The organism is Bacillus cereus group sp. MYBK245-2 (assembly GCF_051916145.1).
Lineage (GTDB): Bacteria > Bacillota > Bacilli > Bacillales > Bacillaceae_G > Bacillus_A > Bacillus_A pacificus.
In genome coordinates this window covers 141,774-158,771 of the sequence record NZ_JBQAGB010000007.1, presented here as the reverse complement: position 1 = coordinate 158,771, position 16,998 = coordinate 141,774, and the positions used below count along the sequence as shown (strand labels likewise).

The window sequence follows — 16,998 nt, the reverse complement described above, 5'->3', positions numbered from 1 at the left end:
ATAATGAAGGGGCAAATAAATATATGAGTGAAACATTACATAAAAGAAAACCACCATATGTAATGCTTGTAATCCTTTTTATTGGGGCATTTGTTTCATTTCTAAATAACTCGCTTTTAAATGTAGCCTTGCCATCAATAATGAAGGATTTAGACATTAAAGATTATTCAACGATCCAGTGGCTTTCTACAGGATATATGCTTGTAAGTGGTATATTAATTCCGGCATCAGCATTTTTAATAACCCGCTTCTCCAATAGGAGTTTATTTATTACATCCATGTTGATTTTTATCCTTGGTACGGCTTTAGCGGCTGTAGCACCGAACTTCGGTTTATTACTTACTGGCCGGATGGTTCAAGCAGCAGGTTCTTCAGTCATGGGACCTTTGTTAATGAATATTATGCTAGTAAGCTTTCCGAGAGAAAAAAGGGGAACAGCAATGGGGATTTTTGGATTAGTTATGATTACAGCCCCAGCAATTGGACCGACATTATCGGGTTATATTGTAGAGTATTATGACTGGCGTTTGCTTTTTGAAATGATTTTACCGTTAGCAATCATAAGCTTACTGTTAGGGATTTGGAAATCTGAGAATGTCATGAGACAAAACAAAAATGCAAAACTTGATTATCTCTCATTATTATTATCTTCTTTCGGTTTTGGCGGTCTGTTATATGGATTCAGTTCTGCAAGCTCCGATGGTTGGACGAATAAAGTTGTCTTAACAACCTTAATCATAGGCGCTATTGCCCTAATTGCTTTCATTATCCGTCAACTAAAAATGAATGAACCGTTATTGGATCTACGTGTTTACAAGTACCCAATGTTTGCACTTGCCTCTGTAATTGCAATTGTCAACGCAGTAGCCATGTTTTCGGGTATGATTTTAACACCAGCTTATGTACAAAATGTCCGCGGTATTTCACCGCTGAGCTCTGGGCTGATGATGCTTCCAGGTGCGGTAATAATGGGAGTTATGTCACCAATTACAGGTAAACTATTCGATAAATATGGACCTCGGATTCTTGGTATAGTAGGACTTTCCATTACAGCTGTTTCAACTTATATGCTGGCAAACCTGCAAATCGACTCTAGTCACACACATATTATTCTTATTTACACGCTGCGGATGTTTGGGATGGCGATGGTGATGATGCCACTTATGACAAATGGTCTTAATCAATTGCCAACTCGCTTAAATCCGCACGGTACAGCTGTTAATAATACAGCTCAACAAGTGTCCGGTTCAATTGGTACTGCTATTCTTGTTACGATTATGAATTCTGTAACAAAAACAAAAGCTGAAAGTCTAATGTCTGAATTAGATCCAACAACCTTCACAGAAGCTACGAAGGTAATAGTAACGCAGAAGGCTTTATTATCCGGAATCCAATATTCGTTCTATGTAGCGCTTGGCATGAATATTGTTGCACTACTATTAGTTTTTTTCGTTAAACGTGTAGATACAAGCCCGGAAGCAGTCGAGAGGTTAAATCGGTAGAGCAAAATAAAACTCGAGATAATGATGTCTACAAGTTGTTTTGCTACTAAGAAGCTGATAGTTAAAACGGGAAAAGAACTGAAAGAAACAGTGAAATAATTACACATAGTGAAAAAAGGATCTGATCTTCATATCAGATCCTTTTTTCATTAGAAACTATTGGCTTTCCAAATACTACAATCTTTAGTTTTCAATTTCTGATAAACATTATACTAATATGTTTCATTTTAATTTCGTATTTTTCTGCAAGTTATAAATCTAATATCAACCTTATAAGCAATATCATAATCGTGAATAATTAGGGAAAAGATAAAATAAGGTAATCAATTACATATTTTTATCCCAGGCGCTTCATTGCTATCTTCTTTCTATTGAATGGGATATTTTAGTATTTTTTGAAAGGGTGTTTTTAATGGATAAAAAAGTATCTGCCATTCCTCAGCCGAAAACATATGGACCGCTAGGGAATCTCCCATTAATCGATAAAGATAAACCGACCTTATCCTTTATCAAGATAGCGGAAGAGTATGGTCCCATTTTTCGAATGCAAACTTTAAGTGATACGATCATTGTCGTTTCTGGACATGAACTGGTAGCAGAAGTCTGTGACGAAACACGATTCGATAAAAGTATAGAGGGTGCTTTAGCAAAGGTTCGTGCCTTTGCTGGAGACGGATTATTTACAAGTGAGACTCAAGAGCCTAACTGGAAAAAAGCTCATAATATTTTGATGCCTACATTCAGCCAACGGGCAATGAAAGATTACCATGCCATGATGGTCGATATTGCTGTACAACTCGTTCAAAAATGGGCAAGACTGAATCCGAATGAAAACGTAGATGTTCCAGAGGATATGACTCGCCTTACATTAGATACAATTGGTCTATGTGGTTTTAATTACCGATTTAATAGCTTTTATCGCGAGACCCCTCATCCTTTTATTACTAGCATGACCCGTGCTCTAGATGAGGCAATGCACCAATTGCAGCGGCTGGATATAGAAGATAAACTCATGTGGAGAACGAAACGTCAATTTCAACATGATATTCAATCCATGTTTTCTTTAGTAGATAATATTATTGCTGAACGTAAAAATAGTGGGAATCAGGAAGAAAATGATTTACTTTCCCGTATGTTACATGTGCAGGATCCGGAAACTGGTGAAAAATTAGATGATGAAAATATTCGTTTTCAAATTATCACTTTTTTAATAGCTGGGCATGAAACAACAAGTGGATTGTTATCTTTTGCAATCTATTTTTTATTAAAAAATCCAGATAAGTTGAAAAAAGCCTATGAAGAAGTAGACCGAGTTTTAACAGATCCCACTCCAACATACCAACAAGTTATGAAACTAAAGTATATACGTATGATTTTAAATGAATCGCTACGTCTATGGCCTACTGCTCCAGCATTCAGTCTCTATGCAAAAGAAGATACAGTGATTGGTGGGAAATATCCAATTAAAAAAGGAGAAGATCGTATTTCTGTTCTTATTCCACAGTTACATAGGGATAAAGACGCGTGGGGAGACAATGTGGAAGAGTTCCAACCTGAACGATTTGAAGATCTGGATAAGGTTCCTCATCATGCTTATAAGCCATTTGGAAATGGTCAACGAGCATGTATCGGTATGCAGTTTGCACTTCATGAAGCCACACTCGTAATGGGAATGCTTCTTCAACATTTTGAATTCATTGATTATGAAGACTATCAGCTGGACGTAAAACAAACCTTAACGCTAAAGCCTGGTGATTTTAAAATTAGGATTGTACCTCGAAATCAAACTATTAGCCATACTACTGTTCTTGCGCCTGTAGAGGAGAAACTGAAAAACCATGAAATCAAGCAGCAAGTTCAGAAGACTCCTTCTATTATTGGAGCCGATAATCTTTCACTTCTTGTTCTATATGGCTCGGATACAGGGGTAGCAGAAGGTATTGCAAGAGAACTAGCAGATACAGCTAGTTTAGAAGGTGTTCAAACGGAAGTGGCAGCTCTTAACGATCGAATTGGAAGTTTGCCAAAAGAAGGAGCGGTTCTTATTGTAACTTCTTCTTATAATGGAAAGCCGCCAAGTAATGCAGGACAGTTTGTGCAGTGGTTGGAAGAATTAAAACCGGATGAGCTAAAAGGTGTTCAATACGCAGTTTTTGGTTGTGGAGACCATAATTGGGCTAGTACCTATCAGCGAATACCAAGATACATTGATGAGCAAATGGCTCAAAAAGGAGCAACGAGATTTTCTACACGCGGAGAAGCGGATGCAAGTGGTGATTTCGAGGAACAGCTCGAGCAATGGAAAGAAAGTATGTGGTCTGATGCGATGAAGGCATTTGGATTGGAACTTAACAAAAACATGGAGAAAGAACGCAGTACTTTGAGTCTGCAATTTGTCAGCCGTCTTGGAGGATCTCCTCTTGCGCGAACATATGAAGCAGTTTATGCATCTATATTAGAAAATCGTGAACTTCAATCATCTAGCAGTGAAAGAAGCACGCGACATATTGAGATATCCTTGCCAGAAGGCGCTACGTATAAAGAAGGAGACCACCTTGGGGTGCTGCCAATTAATAGTGAGAAAAATGTCAACCGAATTTTAAAACGCTTTGGATTAAACGGGAAGGATCAAGTCATATTAAGCGCAAGTGGACGAAGTGTAAATCACATACCTTTAGACAGTCCTGTTCGTTTATATGACCTTCTTAGTTATAGTGTCGAAGTGCAAGAAGCAGCCACTCGAGCACAAATACGAGAAATGGTGACATTCACAGCATGTCCTCCTCATAAAAAGGAATTGGAATCATTATTGGAAGACGGAGTTTATCATGAACAAATATTAAAGAAACGTATTTCAATGTTAGATCTTCTTGAAAAGTATGAGGCTTGTGAAATCCGATTTGAACGTTTTTTAGAACTTCTTCCGGCGCTCAAACCGCGTTACTATTCAATTTCAAGCTCTCCACTCATTGCACAGGATCGTCTGAGTATTACGGTTGGTGTTGTGAATGCGCCTGCATGGAGCGGGGAAGGGACATATGAAGGAGTTGCTTCTAATTATTTAGCTCAGCGTCATAATCAAGATGAGATTATCTGTTTCATTCGAACGCCACAATCAAACTTTCAATTACCTGAAAATCCAGAAACCCCAATTATCATGGTTGGACCAGGTACTGGAATTGCACCATTCCGTGGATTCTTACAAGCCCGTCGCGTTCAAAAGCAAAAAGGTATGAACTTAGGAGAAGCGCACCTATACTTTGGTTGTCGTCATCCTGAAAAGGATTATCTCTATCGTACAGAACTAGAAAGTGATGAAAGAGATGGATTAATCTCTTTACACACAGCTTTCTCTCGCCTAGAAGGACATCCTAAAACATATGTACAGCATTTAATAAAACAAGATAGAATCAATTTAATTTCGCTATTAGATAATGGGGCTCATCTTTATATATGTGGTGATGGAAGTAAAATGGCTCCGGATGTAGAAGATACCCTTTGTCAAGCCTATCAAGAAATTCATGAAGTTAGTGAACAAGAAGCAAGGAATTGGTTGGATCGTGTGCAAGATGAAGGGCGATATGGAAAAGATGTTTGGGCTGGTATATGAATGTTTCTTAATTAGATAAGTAATATGTAACGAATGAACTTCTTTCGAATAAGTGAATAATTTATTTATAAAAATCCCGTATTTTATATTCAATACGGGATTTTCTTATTTTTAATAAGCTGGACTCATACTGTAGAAAAATAAGAGGTAATTCATTTGACAATTAAAATGACCTACTATAATATATATGCCATAGCATGTAATTAATAAAATGAATACATTCACTGTGAATAATTGACTGGTATGCTATACTCTTTTATATATTAATTTATAGAGGTGATACATGAACTTACATGATTTAATAGGCTATCTTGTTCATCGTACTGATGTGAAAATGACCAATTATTTTACGAAGAAATTAAAACCTTTTGGAGTTACGCCAGAGCAGTGGGGGATTATTAGTGTTCTCTGTAGCCAAAGAGCCACTACTCAAAAAGAGTTAGCAGAAGCGATTGATAAAGATCAAACTACTGTCGTAAGAATGATACAGTCAATGGAGAGAAAAGGGATTGTAAAGAAGGCTTTGAATGAGCAAGATCGACGTTCACATAACCTTTTTTTAACTGAAAAAGGTGACGAGTTAAAAAGAACAATCTTACCTGTAGTGACAGACGCTCACCATTTCGTGACGAGTAATTTGAGCGAGGAAGAGATTAAAGTATTACAATCATTATTAAACAAATTGTATGATACACGCTATTAATATTTGTTCCTTATTGATGCTATGCTATTTATAAGGAACAAATATTGTTTTAGGTATTATATATGCTATAGCATATAATTTCGTTTTAAGGAATGATGGAGATATCTTTATTTTGTATGATATTTGATTCAGGATTACGTTTTTTCCTAGTACCAGTCAAGATTCCGTATTATACATGCTATAGCATATTAATTGTTAAATAAATAAGAAAGATGTGATTACTATTTTAATTTTCATCAATATTGTAAAAGCAGTGCTGTTTCTATTCTTTTTAATGACAGGAACGAAAATTATATCTGGGAAAATGGCAGAGGAGTTTAAGCGATTTGGTTTGCCTTCGTTTTTTAATTTCTTAACCGGAGCTTTTGAGATTGTAGGAGCGATTGGAATGTTGATAGGAATTTGGGTTCCAACAGTAGCTTTATTAGCAGGATTGTTGTTAGGCGGTACGATGCTGGCAGCTGCATTAACTCTTATTGTATTAGCGAGAGATCCCTTTAAGAAAGCGATACCTGCACTTGTTTTGTTTGTCCTTAGTTTAGGGATAAGTTGTTATCATGTTTTTTAAACATAATCTAAAGCCGTTAAACTATATACGTACAAGTTGCTATCATTTTGTAATTATTTTATAAAAGGGGTTGTGAAAATGTAGGTGAAATTTCAAATGAGTGCAGGAATAATAGCAGCACTCATTTAAGATATTATCTGCATTCGAATTGAAAAATATTGAAAATAGGAGTGAGCGAAGATGGCATATTTATTACAAGTTGATTTTCCGTTTGAAGGTCCTTTTGGTGAAGAAATGGAAAAAGGATTTTGGGATTTAGCAAAAAGTATTAATGAAGAAGAAGGATTCCACTGGAAAATATGGACAGAGAATGAAGAAACAAAAGAAGCTGGAGGCATCTATGTATTTGAAGAAAAACAAGATGCTGAAAAATACGCGGAAATGCACAAGAACAGACTTGAAGCAGCTGGTGTTAAAGATATTAGAGTAAGAATTTTTAACATCAATGAAAAGTTAACGGAGCTGAATCGTGGTTATAGTAAATAATAAGAGACACAGAATGCAAAAAAAGAAGGGGATAATCCCTTCTTTTTTGCATTCTTCCTTTATAAAAAAATTCCTATATAAATAGGAATACGTATGTCGGCATATAGTTCCTTAGAAAAGGGTACGCCCCTTACTGGGAGGTAAGGGGCACAGGAAATGCAAATTTATTGTAATTTGCTAAGTTGATTATAACATATATACCTGTCTATACATGTTACGAAATTATGAACAAAACTATTATTCAGTAACTAGGGGAGGGAAGGTTGTATGATTTAAGCTGTTTTTAAAGGGGATAACAGAGAAAATACAAGAAAAGACCTGATAACAGGTCCATTTTTTTATTGCTTTTCAGAATTCCCTTGTTCTAGAATATATGCTTCTTCTTGTTCTGATGTCGCTAATTCGTATGCTTGACCAGTGCTGTTATTTTCCAATTCCCATAATAAATTATGCTTCTCAACGGATTGAGAGAAATCGCCTTCATACCAACGAACCAAAATCTTGAGGTACTGTTCTTTATGTTGTAAGGTTCCACTATTACTTTCATCAATTACTTGACGTACTGTTTCGATGTTTTCTGGAGTCATTTTAATGAATCCTTGCTTTTCATGAGATAATACTTTTTGATGAGTCATTTTGTGCATTGCACTAATTATATGACGATCAGAATTGAGGTCAAGTATTACCTCTTCCCCTTTAATTTTATCAGTCTGCTTTTCCTTAACGTCTGAACCTGCATATGTACCGACTTTGTAACCAGTAAAAATACCAACTGCTATAGCAATAACTAAGCTTGCTGTGATTTTAATCCACTTTTTCAAACCTCGTACCCCCTTTTATTGAAGTGTACCATAAAAGAAGAGCTGTATACTGCTATCTATCTGTGTGATTTACATAACGTCTCATTCTGGAAAGTTAATCTTGTAGCGCTCTTTTTCGTAATTCACTATGTTTTCCAAAGAAAATAGTGAAAGGCAAGGCGATGAATACATTTACAAAATGACAAAATTGTAAGAATACACGAATGTTTGTAAGAAAGTTCGATGTTTTCCTTTTTCTTTTTTTATTATAGTGAAATAGAAGAAGAAAATATTCTTTTTATGTAGGAAAGGAAGATAATAATGATTGATCTATTAAATAAATGGATGTTAGAAAGTACAGGCAATTTTAATATCGTTGTAGGACTTACAGCATTTCTATTTTTGGGTTCAGTAATTGCACTTATTTTTATTTACAAAAAAATTGGTAAACCAGCTAAAAGAACAAATGTTATTTATTTAAAAGTTACTTCTCGTATGTTTACTACTCAAATTCTTATGAATGCTATATTTATTTCTTTAGTTGGTAAAGATATTGAGAATTTCCGTCAAATCTTTATATTATTCGAAGCATTTGTATTCTTTATTGGAGCTATTTATTCGTTTAAATTATATAGACAGGAATACAAATGATTCACTTATAAAAACCAGTAGTGATTTTATACACTATTTGTTATATGGATCTATGTATTTTTTATCCCGCTATTCGCCGGGCAGTAAGACCCCACCTCAAAATTCAGCGGAAGCAAAGAAGTTAGGTGGGGGGCGGGCTGCCCGTAAAAGCCCGATTGGTGAGGGCTGATAATCAGTGGGGGATGAACAAAATCCCCACTGATTAAAGTTTCACTTTATACATTCCTTTCCTAGCTCAGTTTTAGAATTCACGTTTGTTACTGAATTAACTGAAGATCCACATAAAAAATTTGCATACTCTTAACCTGTAAATTTTCTAAAAACCTGACGATATCTCTCATATAAATCTCCTTTTGTACAGAAATAATAGAATTGTTGTAAAAATACCAGTCATGTTATTTAGTAATTGTGCCAGATTATAGAGTAATCTTATTAATTGTTTCGTTAAGATTGTAAAGAAGTGTATTTAGGTCATCGTGGCAATTTAGTTAGATGTAAGTGTTATAATATTATTAAAACTTAAGAAATGTAGGGGGAAAAATGAATAGTATGAAAAGACTGATTCAAGTCATCTTAGTAAGTACATCATTCTTGATTCTTAGTGGCTGTTATTTCTCTAAAGATAAACTGAATCAACCCATACAAGAATATCTAAAAACAAACTATGGAATACAAGGGGAGTTTTCTATTATTCAGACAGATAATAATTGGTTTGGAGGAATTGGCCATCAAACTTATGTAGAAATGAAAAAGCCATATCATGCTTATCCGTTCTTCATGATTGAAAGAGATACTTTGAAAATCTTAAAAGATGATAGTGACGATATCTATCTCGAACAATTCAAGGGGGCATATATTGAGCAACATCCAGAAGTAGTTCAAGTAATTGAACAGATCATAAAAAAATATGGATTAGTTAAATACCCTAATAAATTTATCTCGGTAGAAAATGGTTCTGTTCATATATTTCCTTATGACAACTTTGAGTTTAATATAATTTATTCTCAAGAGATACTTGATGATTTTAAAAAGAACCAAAAGATAAATACTACTAAACTTTTACCTACATTAATACCAAGTGACCCCCGACGTGAAAATTATAATATCAGGTATTTAGGTGTGGTGAATTTTCTATTTAAATTTGACATGTCTAAAAATAAACATCCTATTCCAAAGGCCAAAGATCTAATTGAAGACTTTCAAAAAAGTGGAGTATTAACAAAAGGGATATTCAACATTGATATGCTAGTAGATGATTCAAATGGGGGATCGGAATATAATAATGTAGCTTTGTTTGAAGTCGATGAAGATGGTAAATACACTATAATTGCTACTCCTAAATATGATGAGTTAGATAATTCTTACTTTTACGGAGATTATGCAGCAAAAACTCTAGAATAGAACCTTAGGTTAATTTGTTCAATCTTTTTTTAAAACACGTTTTTAGTTTTTACACGTTTCTCGGCTGTACCCCCTTTAAGGATTATGGTATTTTGATTAAATCCTTAAAGGGGAATTGTTTTCAAATATATTATTCGTAGTATTAATAACTAAAGTCACTAAATATTTTCGACTATCCTCATTATCTGAACTTGAATAAGTAATACTTTTAATTGCAAATCAATCGTTTAGCATTTCATGTAATCTCGTCTCTACTGTGGTGTGTGCTCTAATCCAATTTCCCTAATATTTGTTTATGGCATCTGACATCGTAGATTTCATTGTTTGTAACAATTTTTCTTTTGTTATTATGTTTTGTACATTTTTAAAAGGACCACCTAAAGATTCACCATTTTGATCCTTAATCTCTAGTTCTGTTATCTTTTTATTATTCCTCTGAATGAGTTGAAATAGAGCATATAAACGATCTAATTCTACTGAATCCAATTGGCTAAAGTCAATCTCGTTACTCATTTGTAAAGTTAATAATAATTCATTAGTTGGTTTTCCTTCATCTGGATTTTTATTATCTAAAATATATTGAAGAACATTTTCCGTTTCAGATTCCACGTAACCTAATTTTTTTATTTCTTCTAGTATTGGTTTGAATTTCTTATATTCCTCATATGTTTTTTTTCCATATTGGTATTCATCACCTACTGGATATGAATAGAGGAGACCTTGTACCTTTACTCGGAATTTTAGATATTTGTTATTTTTTTCTTGCACAGTATGGTAGGTATCACCCCCATTATTTTCATTTATCGGGCTCCAATGTGCTACAACAACATCAATACCGTGTTTTTTTTTTATATATTCTTGTATCTCAGCTCCATTTTCTTGATTACAACCACTTAGACATAAGAAACATAATAATAGCAATATTACATGTTTCAATCTTTTCATATAAGCACTCCCTACGTAAGAATTAATTCTTGAATGCGCAGCACACTACAAAACCTTCTTTTCCTGAGTCGTATACTTTAACTTTTATCCCGCTTTAATGGGCGGTAAGACCCTCACCTCAAAATTCGGCGAAAGCAAAGAAGTTAGGCGGGGGTCGGGCTGCCCATATTTGAATCTTAAATCATTTAAGTTCCTGACGTTCTAACTATATTGCTTGGAGTATTACTGTCTTAAAATATATAACTTATTTGTTTTAAAGTCTTTCTCAATTCTATAAGCACATGGTTTATTGGGTTCATATGTAAAACGTACATTCATACCATGGTATTTATTTTACTATAAAATCTGGTTCTATTATTAAAATATTCCTTTATCTCTCCGTCTCAAAAAACTCAATCCACTCTCCATCAGGACCAGCGAAGAATATGTAACGTGTTCCATCTGGTAATGTTTCGATTTCTTCTCCTAGTAAGAAGGTTACTTCGTGTTTCTGTAGTCTTTCGATTTCATCCTCCAATGAATCCACTTTAAAGCAAATGTGATGTACTTTTCCTTCCGCCGGAAGGGAAGAGTTGTAGCCTTCAATTAATTCGAGTATCGTTTCTTTTGATTCCTCCACACCTAAAAAAGCGAGTTTTAAGTCTGGATTCGGGTGTCCCATACGTTTAATGAGTTGTAAGCCAACTACTTCTTCATAAAATGCGATAGATGTTTCTAGGTTTGCAACCATAAGTCCGACGTGTTCAATTCTTCTAACTGGCATGTAGATTCCTTCTTTCTGAAAATTATATACAATATGTTATTGAAAATTAAGAAAATAAGCAAGATAAAAACCTTACAAATTTTAGCGTGTTATATGGTATAGTGAGAAAGTATGTTTGGGGAGAAGGAAGGAGATTATACGATGAATACACCTACTCAAACTCCTTCATTATCGGAAACGATGAAAGAGTGGCATTATGCATTAGCGTATGAAATTAAACATTGGAAAACGATAGGTGGTAGTAAAATTTCTATCATGAACGGTCGTTTTTTATATACAGATTATGAAAGTACAGTATACGTATTTCAGCTTATTTCGGAAGTAAGCTTACCTGAAGGTTCACCGATTCGAATTGAGTTCGATGGTGAGGAAGCGACAGGGGAAGTATTATCTGTACATGGATTAGAAATAGAACTGAAGTTAAATGATTATATACAAGGTGAAATACGAGAAGCGGTTTTATATAGTGAACCGTGGCAATTGTTAGAGCAACTACAAGAGCGATTAAAAGAAGCGCGTAAAGATAAGCTAAAACGTAATCGTATAAAGCGTCTTGTTGACGGGACGAGTAGTCCGAAACATATTGAGAAGATGAAAAATCCGAAAAATGAATTGGCGTATCGTTCGTTTTACAATCCGACGACGTACGTGTGGGGACCGCCTGGAACAGGGAAGTCTTACAACTTATCACGTATTATTTCAGCTCATTATCAAAAAGGAAAGTCGGTACTTGTGTTAGCCCATAGTAATGCGGCAGTAGACGTATTAATGAGCGAAGTAACGAAGCAAATTGAAAAGAAAAAGAAATGGACGCCTGGTGAAATTGTTCGTTACGGTTATAGTCAACATGAACATATACGAAATCATGAAACGTTACTTGCGTCGAAGTTAGTTGAAACGACGAATGGATCTTGGGGAGAAGAAAGGCTCTATTTAGAAGAAACACGCCAAGAGCTTCGTGAAAAGATTTTATCATATAAAGCGACGTCTGCTGATAAGAAGCGTATACAAGAGATTGAAAGTGATCTTCGAAAGCAAAAAGCGAAAATTAAAGAGGTAGAAAAAGAATACATTGAAAATGCGAAAGTAATCGGCGCAACTTTATCGAAATGTGCCATTGATTCACTTATTTATGAGCGTACATTTGATTTAGTTGTTGTAGATGAAGCAAGTATGGCATATGTTCCGCAAATCGCATTAGCTGCATCACTTGGAAAACGCATCGTCGTATGTGGTGATTTTTTACAGTTACCTCCAATTGCGATGGCGAACCATGAACTCGTTCGAAAATGGCTTGGGGAAGATATATTTTACCATGCCGGGATTGTTGAGTCTGTTAATAAATCAGAAGCACACCCGAACCTGTTTATGCTGCAGGAACAAAGACGTATGCATGCGGATATATCTAAGTTTACAAACTCGTTTATTTATAAAAATAGAGTATACGATCATCCGTCTGTTTCAGAGCGTAAAGAACTTGCGCAATTGCAGCCGTTCGCAAATGAGGCGAGTGTTTTATTTGATACGAGCTTAATGGGAGCATTTTCGTTAAAAGACGCTGCTTCAGGGTCTCGTTTTAATATTATGTCTGGTTTAGTAGCGATGCAAATGATGTTAATCGGACTGTTAGACGGTGTTCAATCGATCGGTGTTGTTACACCTTACAGGGCGCAATCCCGCTTTTTATCAACGTGTATGAGAGAAATGTTGCAAAAAACGAAGTATCGTCACATACCTGTTTTAGCAGCAACGGTTCATAAGTTCCAAGGTTCTGAAAGGGATATGATGATCTTTGATACAGTGGATAGTTATCCGCAAGAGCGACCTGGCGTATTATTCTTTGACCATAAAAACCATCGCCTCGTCAATGTAGCAGTGACAAGGGCGAGAGGGAAGTTCATTCAATTATCAGATTGCCATTATATGCGTAAAAATCTTTCAAGAAAACAAGCGTTGTCACAATTAACAGCTCATATAGAACGTCACGGGGATGTGTATGATCGCACGACATCAAGACAATTGTGGGAACGAAAAATATCGAAACGATTACGCTGGTTTATGGAAATGAATCTTGAAGAGCCGAAAGGGTTATTGAAAGATATTTTAGCCGCAAAACGAAAAATTATTATTTCGCTTCCAAGTACAAAACAAGTGGATAAGCGAGTATGGCAAGTGTTAATGCGCACAAATGCACAGATAACGGTGTATAGTGACGGACCAGTTCCACTGAAAAATGTAAAGTTACAAAGACAAAATAAAGCTTTCCCGTTTATCGTAATTGATGATGAAATCTTCTGGGCAGGCGCACCGCTCACATCTCAAATGATATTTGAAGGTAGTACGGAATTTCCGTACGTATGTGCAAGACTACAAGCACCTGAGACAATTGGTGTATTAAAAGGATTTTTAGATATTCGGTAAATTCGGATAGGAATTCCTTGACTTTTATTTGGAATGAACTTAGAATGAATGTAATTTAATATAATTTTATGAAAATTCTTATCACGAGAGGTGGAGGGACTGGCCCTATGATACCTCGGCAGCGGATTCGTTATGAATACTGTGCCAATTCCAGCAAGGTAACTTGAAAGATAAGAGAGAAGCTCATTTTGACTGTATATACAGAAGCCTCTTTCTATCTTTTAGAAAGAGGCTTTTTTACGTGAAAATAAAAGGAGGAAGAAAAATGGGAGCGACAGGAGTAGCGTCACAAAGAAAAATAATTGAAGAGAGTATCGAAAGAAATAAGGAAAAGTACATAGAAACAAGTCATGATATTCATGCGAATCCGGAGATTGGTAACCAAGAGTTTTATGCATCTAGAACGTTAAGTTTATTGCTAGGTAGTGCAGGATTTCAGTTGCAGCACAATATAGCTGGACATGAAACGGGATTTATCGCACGAAAAAGCTCTGGGAAACAAGGACCAGCAATCGCATTTTTAGCGGAGTATGACGCTTTACCAGGACTTGGCCATGCGTGTGGTCACAATTTAATCGGCACAATTAGTGTTGCAGCAGCAATTGCATTATCAGAAACGCTTGAAGAAATTGGCGGGGAAGTTGTCGTATTCGGAACACCAGCTGAAGAAGGAGGCCCGAACGGTAGCGCAAAATCGAGTTATGTAAAGGCAGGCTTATTTAAAAATATTGATGCGGCGCTTATGATTCATCCGAGCGGAAAGACAGCAACAACGAGTCCTTCACTAGCTGTCGATCCATTTGATTTTCATTTTTATGGAAAAACAGCTCATGCTGCAGCTTCACCTGAAGAAGGAATTAACGCATTAGATGCGGTGATTCAGCTATACAACAGTATTAACGCACTTCGCCAACAACTTCCGTCAGATGTGAAGATTCATGGCGTGATTACAGAAGGAGGAAAAGCACCTAACATTATTCCTGACTATGCTGCGGCAAGGTTCTTCATCCGTGCAGCAACGCGAAAAAGATGTGCGGAAGTAACAGAAAAAGTAAAAAATATCGCACAAGGGGCAGCGCTAGCAACAGGTGCGAAAGTAAAAATCCATCAATTCCAAAATGAAATCGATGAACTACTCGTAACAAAAACATATAACGACATCGTAGCCGAAGAATTAGAACTACTAGGTGAAGATGTAAATCGTAAAGAAAGAATCGGCATCGGCTCAACCGACGCAGGAAACGCAAGCCAAGTCGTACCAACCATTCACCCGTACATTAAAATCGGCCCAGATAACTTAATTGCACATACGAATGAATTTAGAGAAGCAGCACGTTCAGAACTAGGAGATAAAGCATTAATTACATCGGCAAAAGCATTAGCGAATACAGCGTATCGATTGATTACAGAAGAGGGGTTGTTAGAGAAGGTGAAGGAGGAGTTTAGGGAGGCACAGAGGAATCAGGGATAAGGGTACTCTATTCGAAGAAGGATCTAATTAATAAGTAGAGATATAAAAAAGAACATTGAAATATCAATGTTCTTTTTTGTTTACTAATCATTGATTTTGTTGGTTTTTCTCATAAAGGAAAAACTTTTACTGTTAGCGGAGGATAATACGTATTCTTTATTAGAACGACAATTTCTCCTCAAATTCACTCTTTAAAACAATTAAAGGGGATGACAAGCCAAATTGCATTAAAGAGTCTAAAAATGCAGCGAGAGAATCCATCGAATCGCTCATGACCTTCATCATATAATTAAACTCCCCACTAATTCGATATAAATCTGTTACTTCAGGAGCGGCATTACAATATTGGATAAAATCAGAGCATTGGCTCGTCTTAAACATGATGAATGCTTGAATGTTTTTATTAATTTTGGAAGGCTCAAATTTCGTTCGGTAAGCCGCTATAACGCCTTGATCTTCAAGTTTATTAATACGCTCTTTTACAGCAGGCTGCGTCATGGATATAATCCGTCCTATTTCTGAAACGGAAATTCTCGCATTTTCATATAACAAGTTCATAATTTTATGATCGATTTCATCCAGTTTTACTGCGTTTTGCATTGTGTAGCCTCCTTGTTTTGTTTTCTAAAGTAAATTACGAATTATAACTATAATATCATAAGCGAACGAACTGAATTACCTATAAATCTATATTTAAAATGATTGGTGTTTACATGAAAATATAAGTATAGGTTTTTATCAAACGGAAATTTAGGAAGGATGGAAAAAATGAAGAATCTGGATGGGAAAGTAGCGTTAGTAACAGGGGCGAGTCGCGGCATTGGTCGTGCGATTGCGATAAGATTGGCAAAAGACGGTGCGTTAGTAGCAATTCACTACGGCCGAAATAAAACAGCTGCAGCTGAAACAATTAGTGAGATTGAATCCAATGGAGGAAAAGCGTTTTTAATTGAAGCAGAACTCAATTCAATGGATGGTGTCAAACAGTTAGTAGAACAATTGAAGAATGAATTACAAATAAGAGTTGGTACATCAGAGATTGATATTTTAGTAAACAATGCAGGCATAGGTACACAAGGAACAATTGAAGATACGACAGAAGAAGTTTTTGATGAAATTATGTCTGTAAATATGAAAGCACCATTCTTCTTAATTCAGCAAACATTACCAATACTACGAGCAGAGGGGCGCGTTATTAACATTTCATCAGCTGAAGTAAGACTTGGTTTTACAGGCTCCATTGCGTACGGTTTAAGTAAAGGGGCATTAAATACGATGACACTTCCTCTTGCTAAACATCTCGGAGAAAGAGGTATAACAGTGAATACAATTATGCCTGGATATACGAAGACAGATATGAATGCGAAATTGCTAGATAATCCGGAAATACGAAATTTTGCTACGAATTCATCTGTGTTCGGACGAATAGGGCAAGTTGAAGATATTGCAGATGTAGTCGCATTCCTTGCTTCCTCTGATAGTCGCTGGGTAACAGGGCAAATTTTAGATGTTTCTGGAGGGTTTTGCTTATAGGGGCACTACTCCATACCCATCAAGCTAATCAAGTCTATTAAAACGTGATTTTTTCGCTAGGAAACTTGAATAATGGGGCTATTTTTAATTATTTGTAATCTAAAATAAAATTATTGACCGTGTGGTACAAAATGGAGTATTCTA

General features: G+C 35.7%; 13 protein-coding genes, 1 pseudogene and 1 riboswitch. Of the genes and pseudogenes, 10 read left to right on the top strand and 4 right to left on the bottom strand.

The window, feature by feature from the left end:
• The first annotated feature begins 23 nt into the window (after window positions 1-23).
• From ACTFRN_RS14200 to ACTFRN_RS14180, 5 genes are all read left to right on the top strand, one after another.
• The gene (locus tag ACTFRN_RS14200; RefSeq protein ID WP_088106690.1) at window positions 24-1,502 is read left to right on the top strand and encodes an MDR family MFS transporter; all 1,479 of its coding nucleotides are present in this window, start codon (window positions 24-26) and stop codon (window positions 1,500-1,502) included.
• Between the two features lie 412 nt (window positions 1,503-1,914).
• Window positions 1,915-5,112 carry a bifunctional P-450/NADPH--P450 reductase gene (gene cypD, locus ACTFRN_RS14195; protein ID WP_088106689.1) on the top strand — a complete coding sequence of 1,066 codons (3,198 nt, stop codon included), beginning with the start codon at window positions 1,915-1,917 and terminating at the stop codon, window positions 5,110-5,112.
• 283 nt (window positions 5,113-5,395) lie between these two features.
• Window positions 5,396-5,815, top strand: a complete 420-nt coding sequence (locus tag ACTFRN_RS14190; protein ID WP_001048554.1) for a MarR family winged helix-turn-helix transcriptional regulator — start codon at window positions 5,396-5,398, stop codon at window positions 5,813-5,815.
• A 217-nt stretch (window positions 5,816-6,032) separates the two neighbouring features.
• On the top strand, window positions 6,033-6,383 hold the full coding sequence (locus ACTFRN_RS14185; RefSeq protein ID WP_088106709.1) for a DoxX family protein: 351 nt from the start codon (window positions 6,033-6,035) through the stop codon (window positions 6,381-6,383).
• 180 nt (window positions 6,384-6,563) lie between these two features.
• Window positions 6,564-6,869 (top strand): monooxygenase, encoded by a 306-nt coding sequence (locus tag ACTFRN_RS14180; protein ID WP_088106688.1) that lies wholly within the window; start codon window positions 6,564-6,566, stop codon window positions 6,867-6,869.
• Between the two features lie 338 nt (window positions 6,870-7,207).
• On the opposite strand, the gene ACTFRN_RS14175 is transcribed toward ACTFRN_RS14180, so the two are convergent.
• Window positions 7,208-7,690, bottom strand: coding sequence for a PRK06770 family protein (locus ACTFRN_RS14175; protein WP_088106687.1), 483 nt, complete (start codon window positions 7,688-7,690; stop codon window positions 7,208-7,210).
• A 300-nt stretch (window positions 7,691-7,990) separates the two neighbouring features.
• Here ACTFRN_RS14175 and ACTFRN_RS14170 point away from each other — a divergent pair, with 300 nt between their 5' ends.
• Both ACTFRN_RS14170 and ACTFRN_RS14165 read left to right on the top strand, forming a co-directional pair.
• The gene (locus ACTFRN_RS14170) at window positions 7,991-8,320 is read left to right on the top strand and encodes a hypothetical protein (protein WP_000566276.1); all 330 of its coding nucleotides are present in this window, start codon (window positions 7,991-7,993) and stop codon (window positions 8,318-8,320) included.
• A 540-nt stretch (window positions 8,321-8,860) separates the two neighbouring features.
• Window positions 8,861-9,721 carry a hypothetical protein gene (locus ACTFRN_RS14165; RefSeq protein WP_001087491.1) on the top strand — a complete coding sequence of 287 codons (861 nt, stop codon included), beginning with the start codon at window positions 8,861-8,863 and terminating at the stop codon, window positions 9,719-9,721.
• Window positions 9,722-9,826: 105 nt separating this feature from the next.
• Here the strand turns inward: ACTFRN_RS14165 and ACTFRN_RS14160 are convergent.
• A pseudogene (locus ACTFRN_RS14160) lies at window positions 9,827-10,666 on the bottom strand (hypothetical protein); the annotation flags it as partial.
• 370 nt (window positions 10,667-11,036) lie between these two features.
• Entirely contained in the window at window positions 11,037-11,429 is a 393-nt protein-coding gene (locus ACTFRN_RS14155; RefSeq protein ID WP_001145275.1) for a VOC family protein, read from the bottom strand.
• 111 nt (window positions 11,430-11,540) lie between these two features.
• Here ACTFRN_RS14155 and ACTFRN_RS14150 point away from each other — a divergent pair, with 111 nt between their 5' ends.
• The gene (locus ACTFRN_RS14150; protein ID WP_041184513.1) at window positions 11,541-13,850 is read left to right on the top strand and encodes an AAA domain-containing protein; all 2,310 of its coding nucleotides are present in this window, start codon (window positions 11,541-11,543) and stop codon (window positions 13,848-13,850) included.
• A 75-nt stretch (window positions 13,851-13,925) separates the two neighbouring features.
• Window positions 13,926-14,027, top strand: a riboswitch (SAM riboswitch).
• An 88-nt stretch (window positions 14,028-14,115) separates the two neighbouring features.
• Window positions 14,116-15,321 (top strand): M20 family metallopeptidase, encoded by a 1,206-nt coding sequence (locus ACTFRN_RS14145; protein WP_088106684.1) that lies wholly within the window; start codon window positions 14,116-14,118, stop codon window positions 15,319-15,321.
• 159 nt (window positions 15,322-15,480) lie between these two features.
• Here ACTFRN_RS14145 and ACTFRN_RS14140 read toward each other — a convergent pair whose 3' ends face one another.
• A complete protein-coding gene (locus tag ACTFRN_RS14140) occupies window positions 15,481-15,921 on the bottom strand; it encodes an Lrp/AsnC family transcriptional regulator (RefSeq protein ID WP_001178569.1) in 441 nt (146 codons plus the stop codon).
• Between the two features lie 168 nt (window positions 15,922-16,089).
• Here ACTFRN_RS14140 and ACTFRN_RS14135 point away from each other — a divergent pair, with 168 nt between their 5' ends.
• On the top strand, window positions 16,090-16,854 hold the full coding sequence (locus ACTFRN_RS14135; RefSeq protein WP_000792644.1) for an SDR family oxidoreductase: 765 nt from the start codon (window positions 16,090-16,092) through the stop codon (window positions 16,852-16,854).
• The last annotated feature ends 144 nt before the right edge of the window (window positions 16,855-16,998 follow it).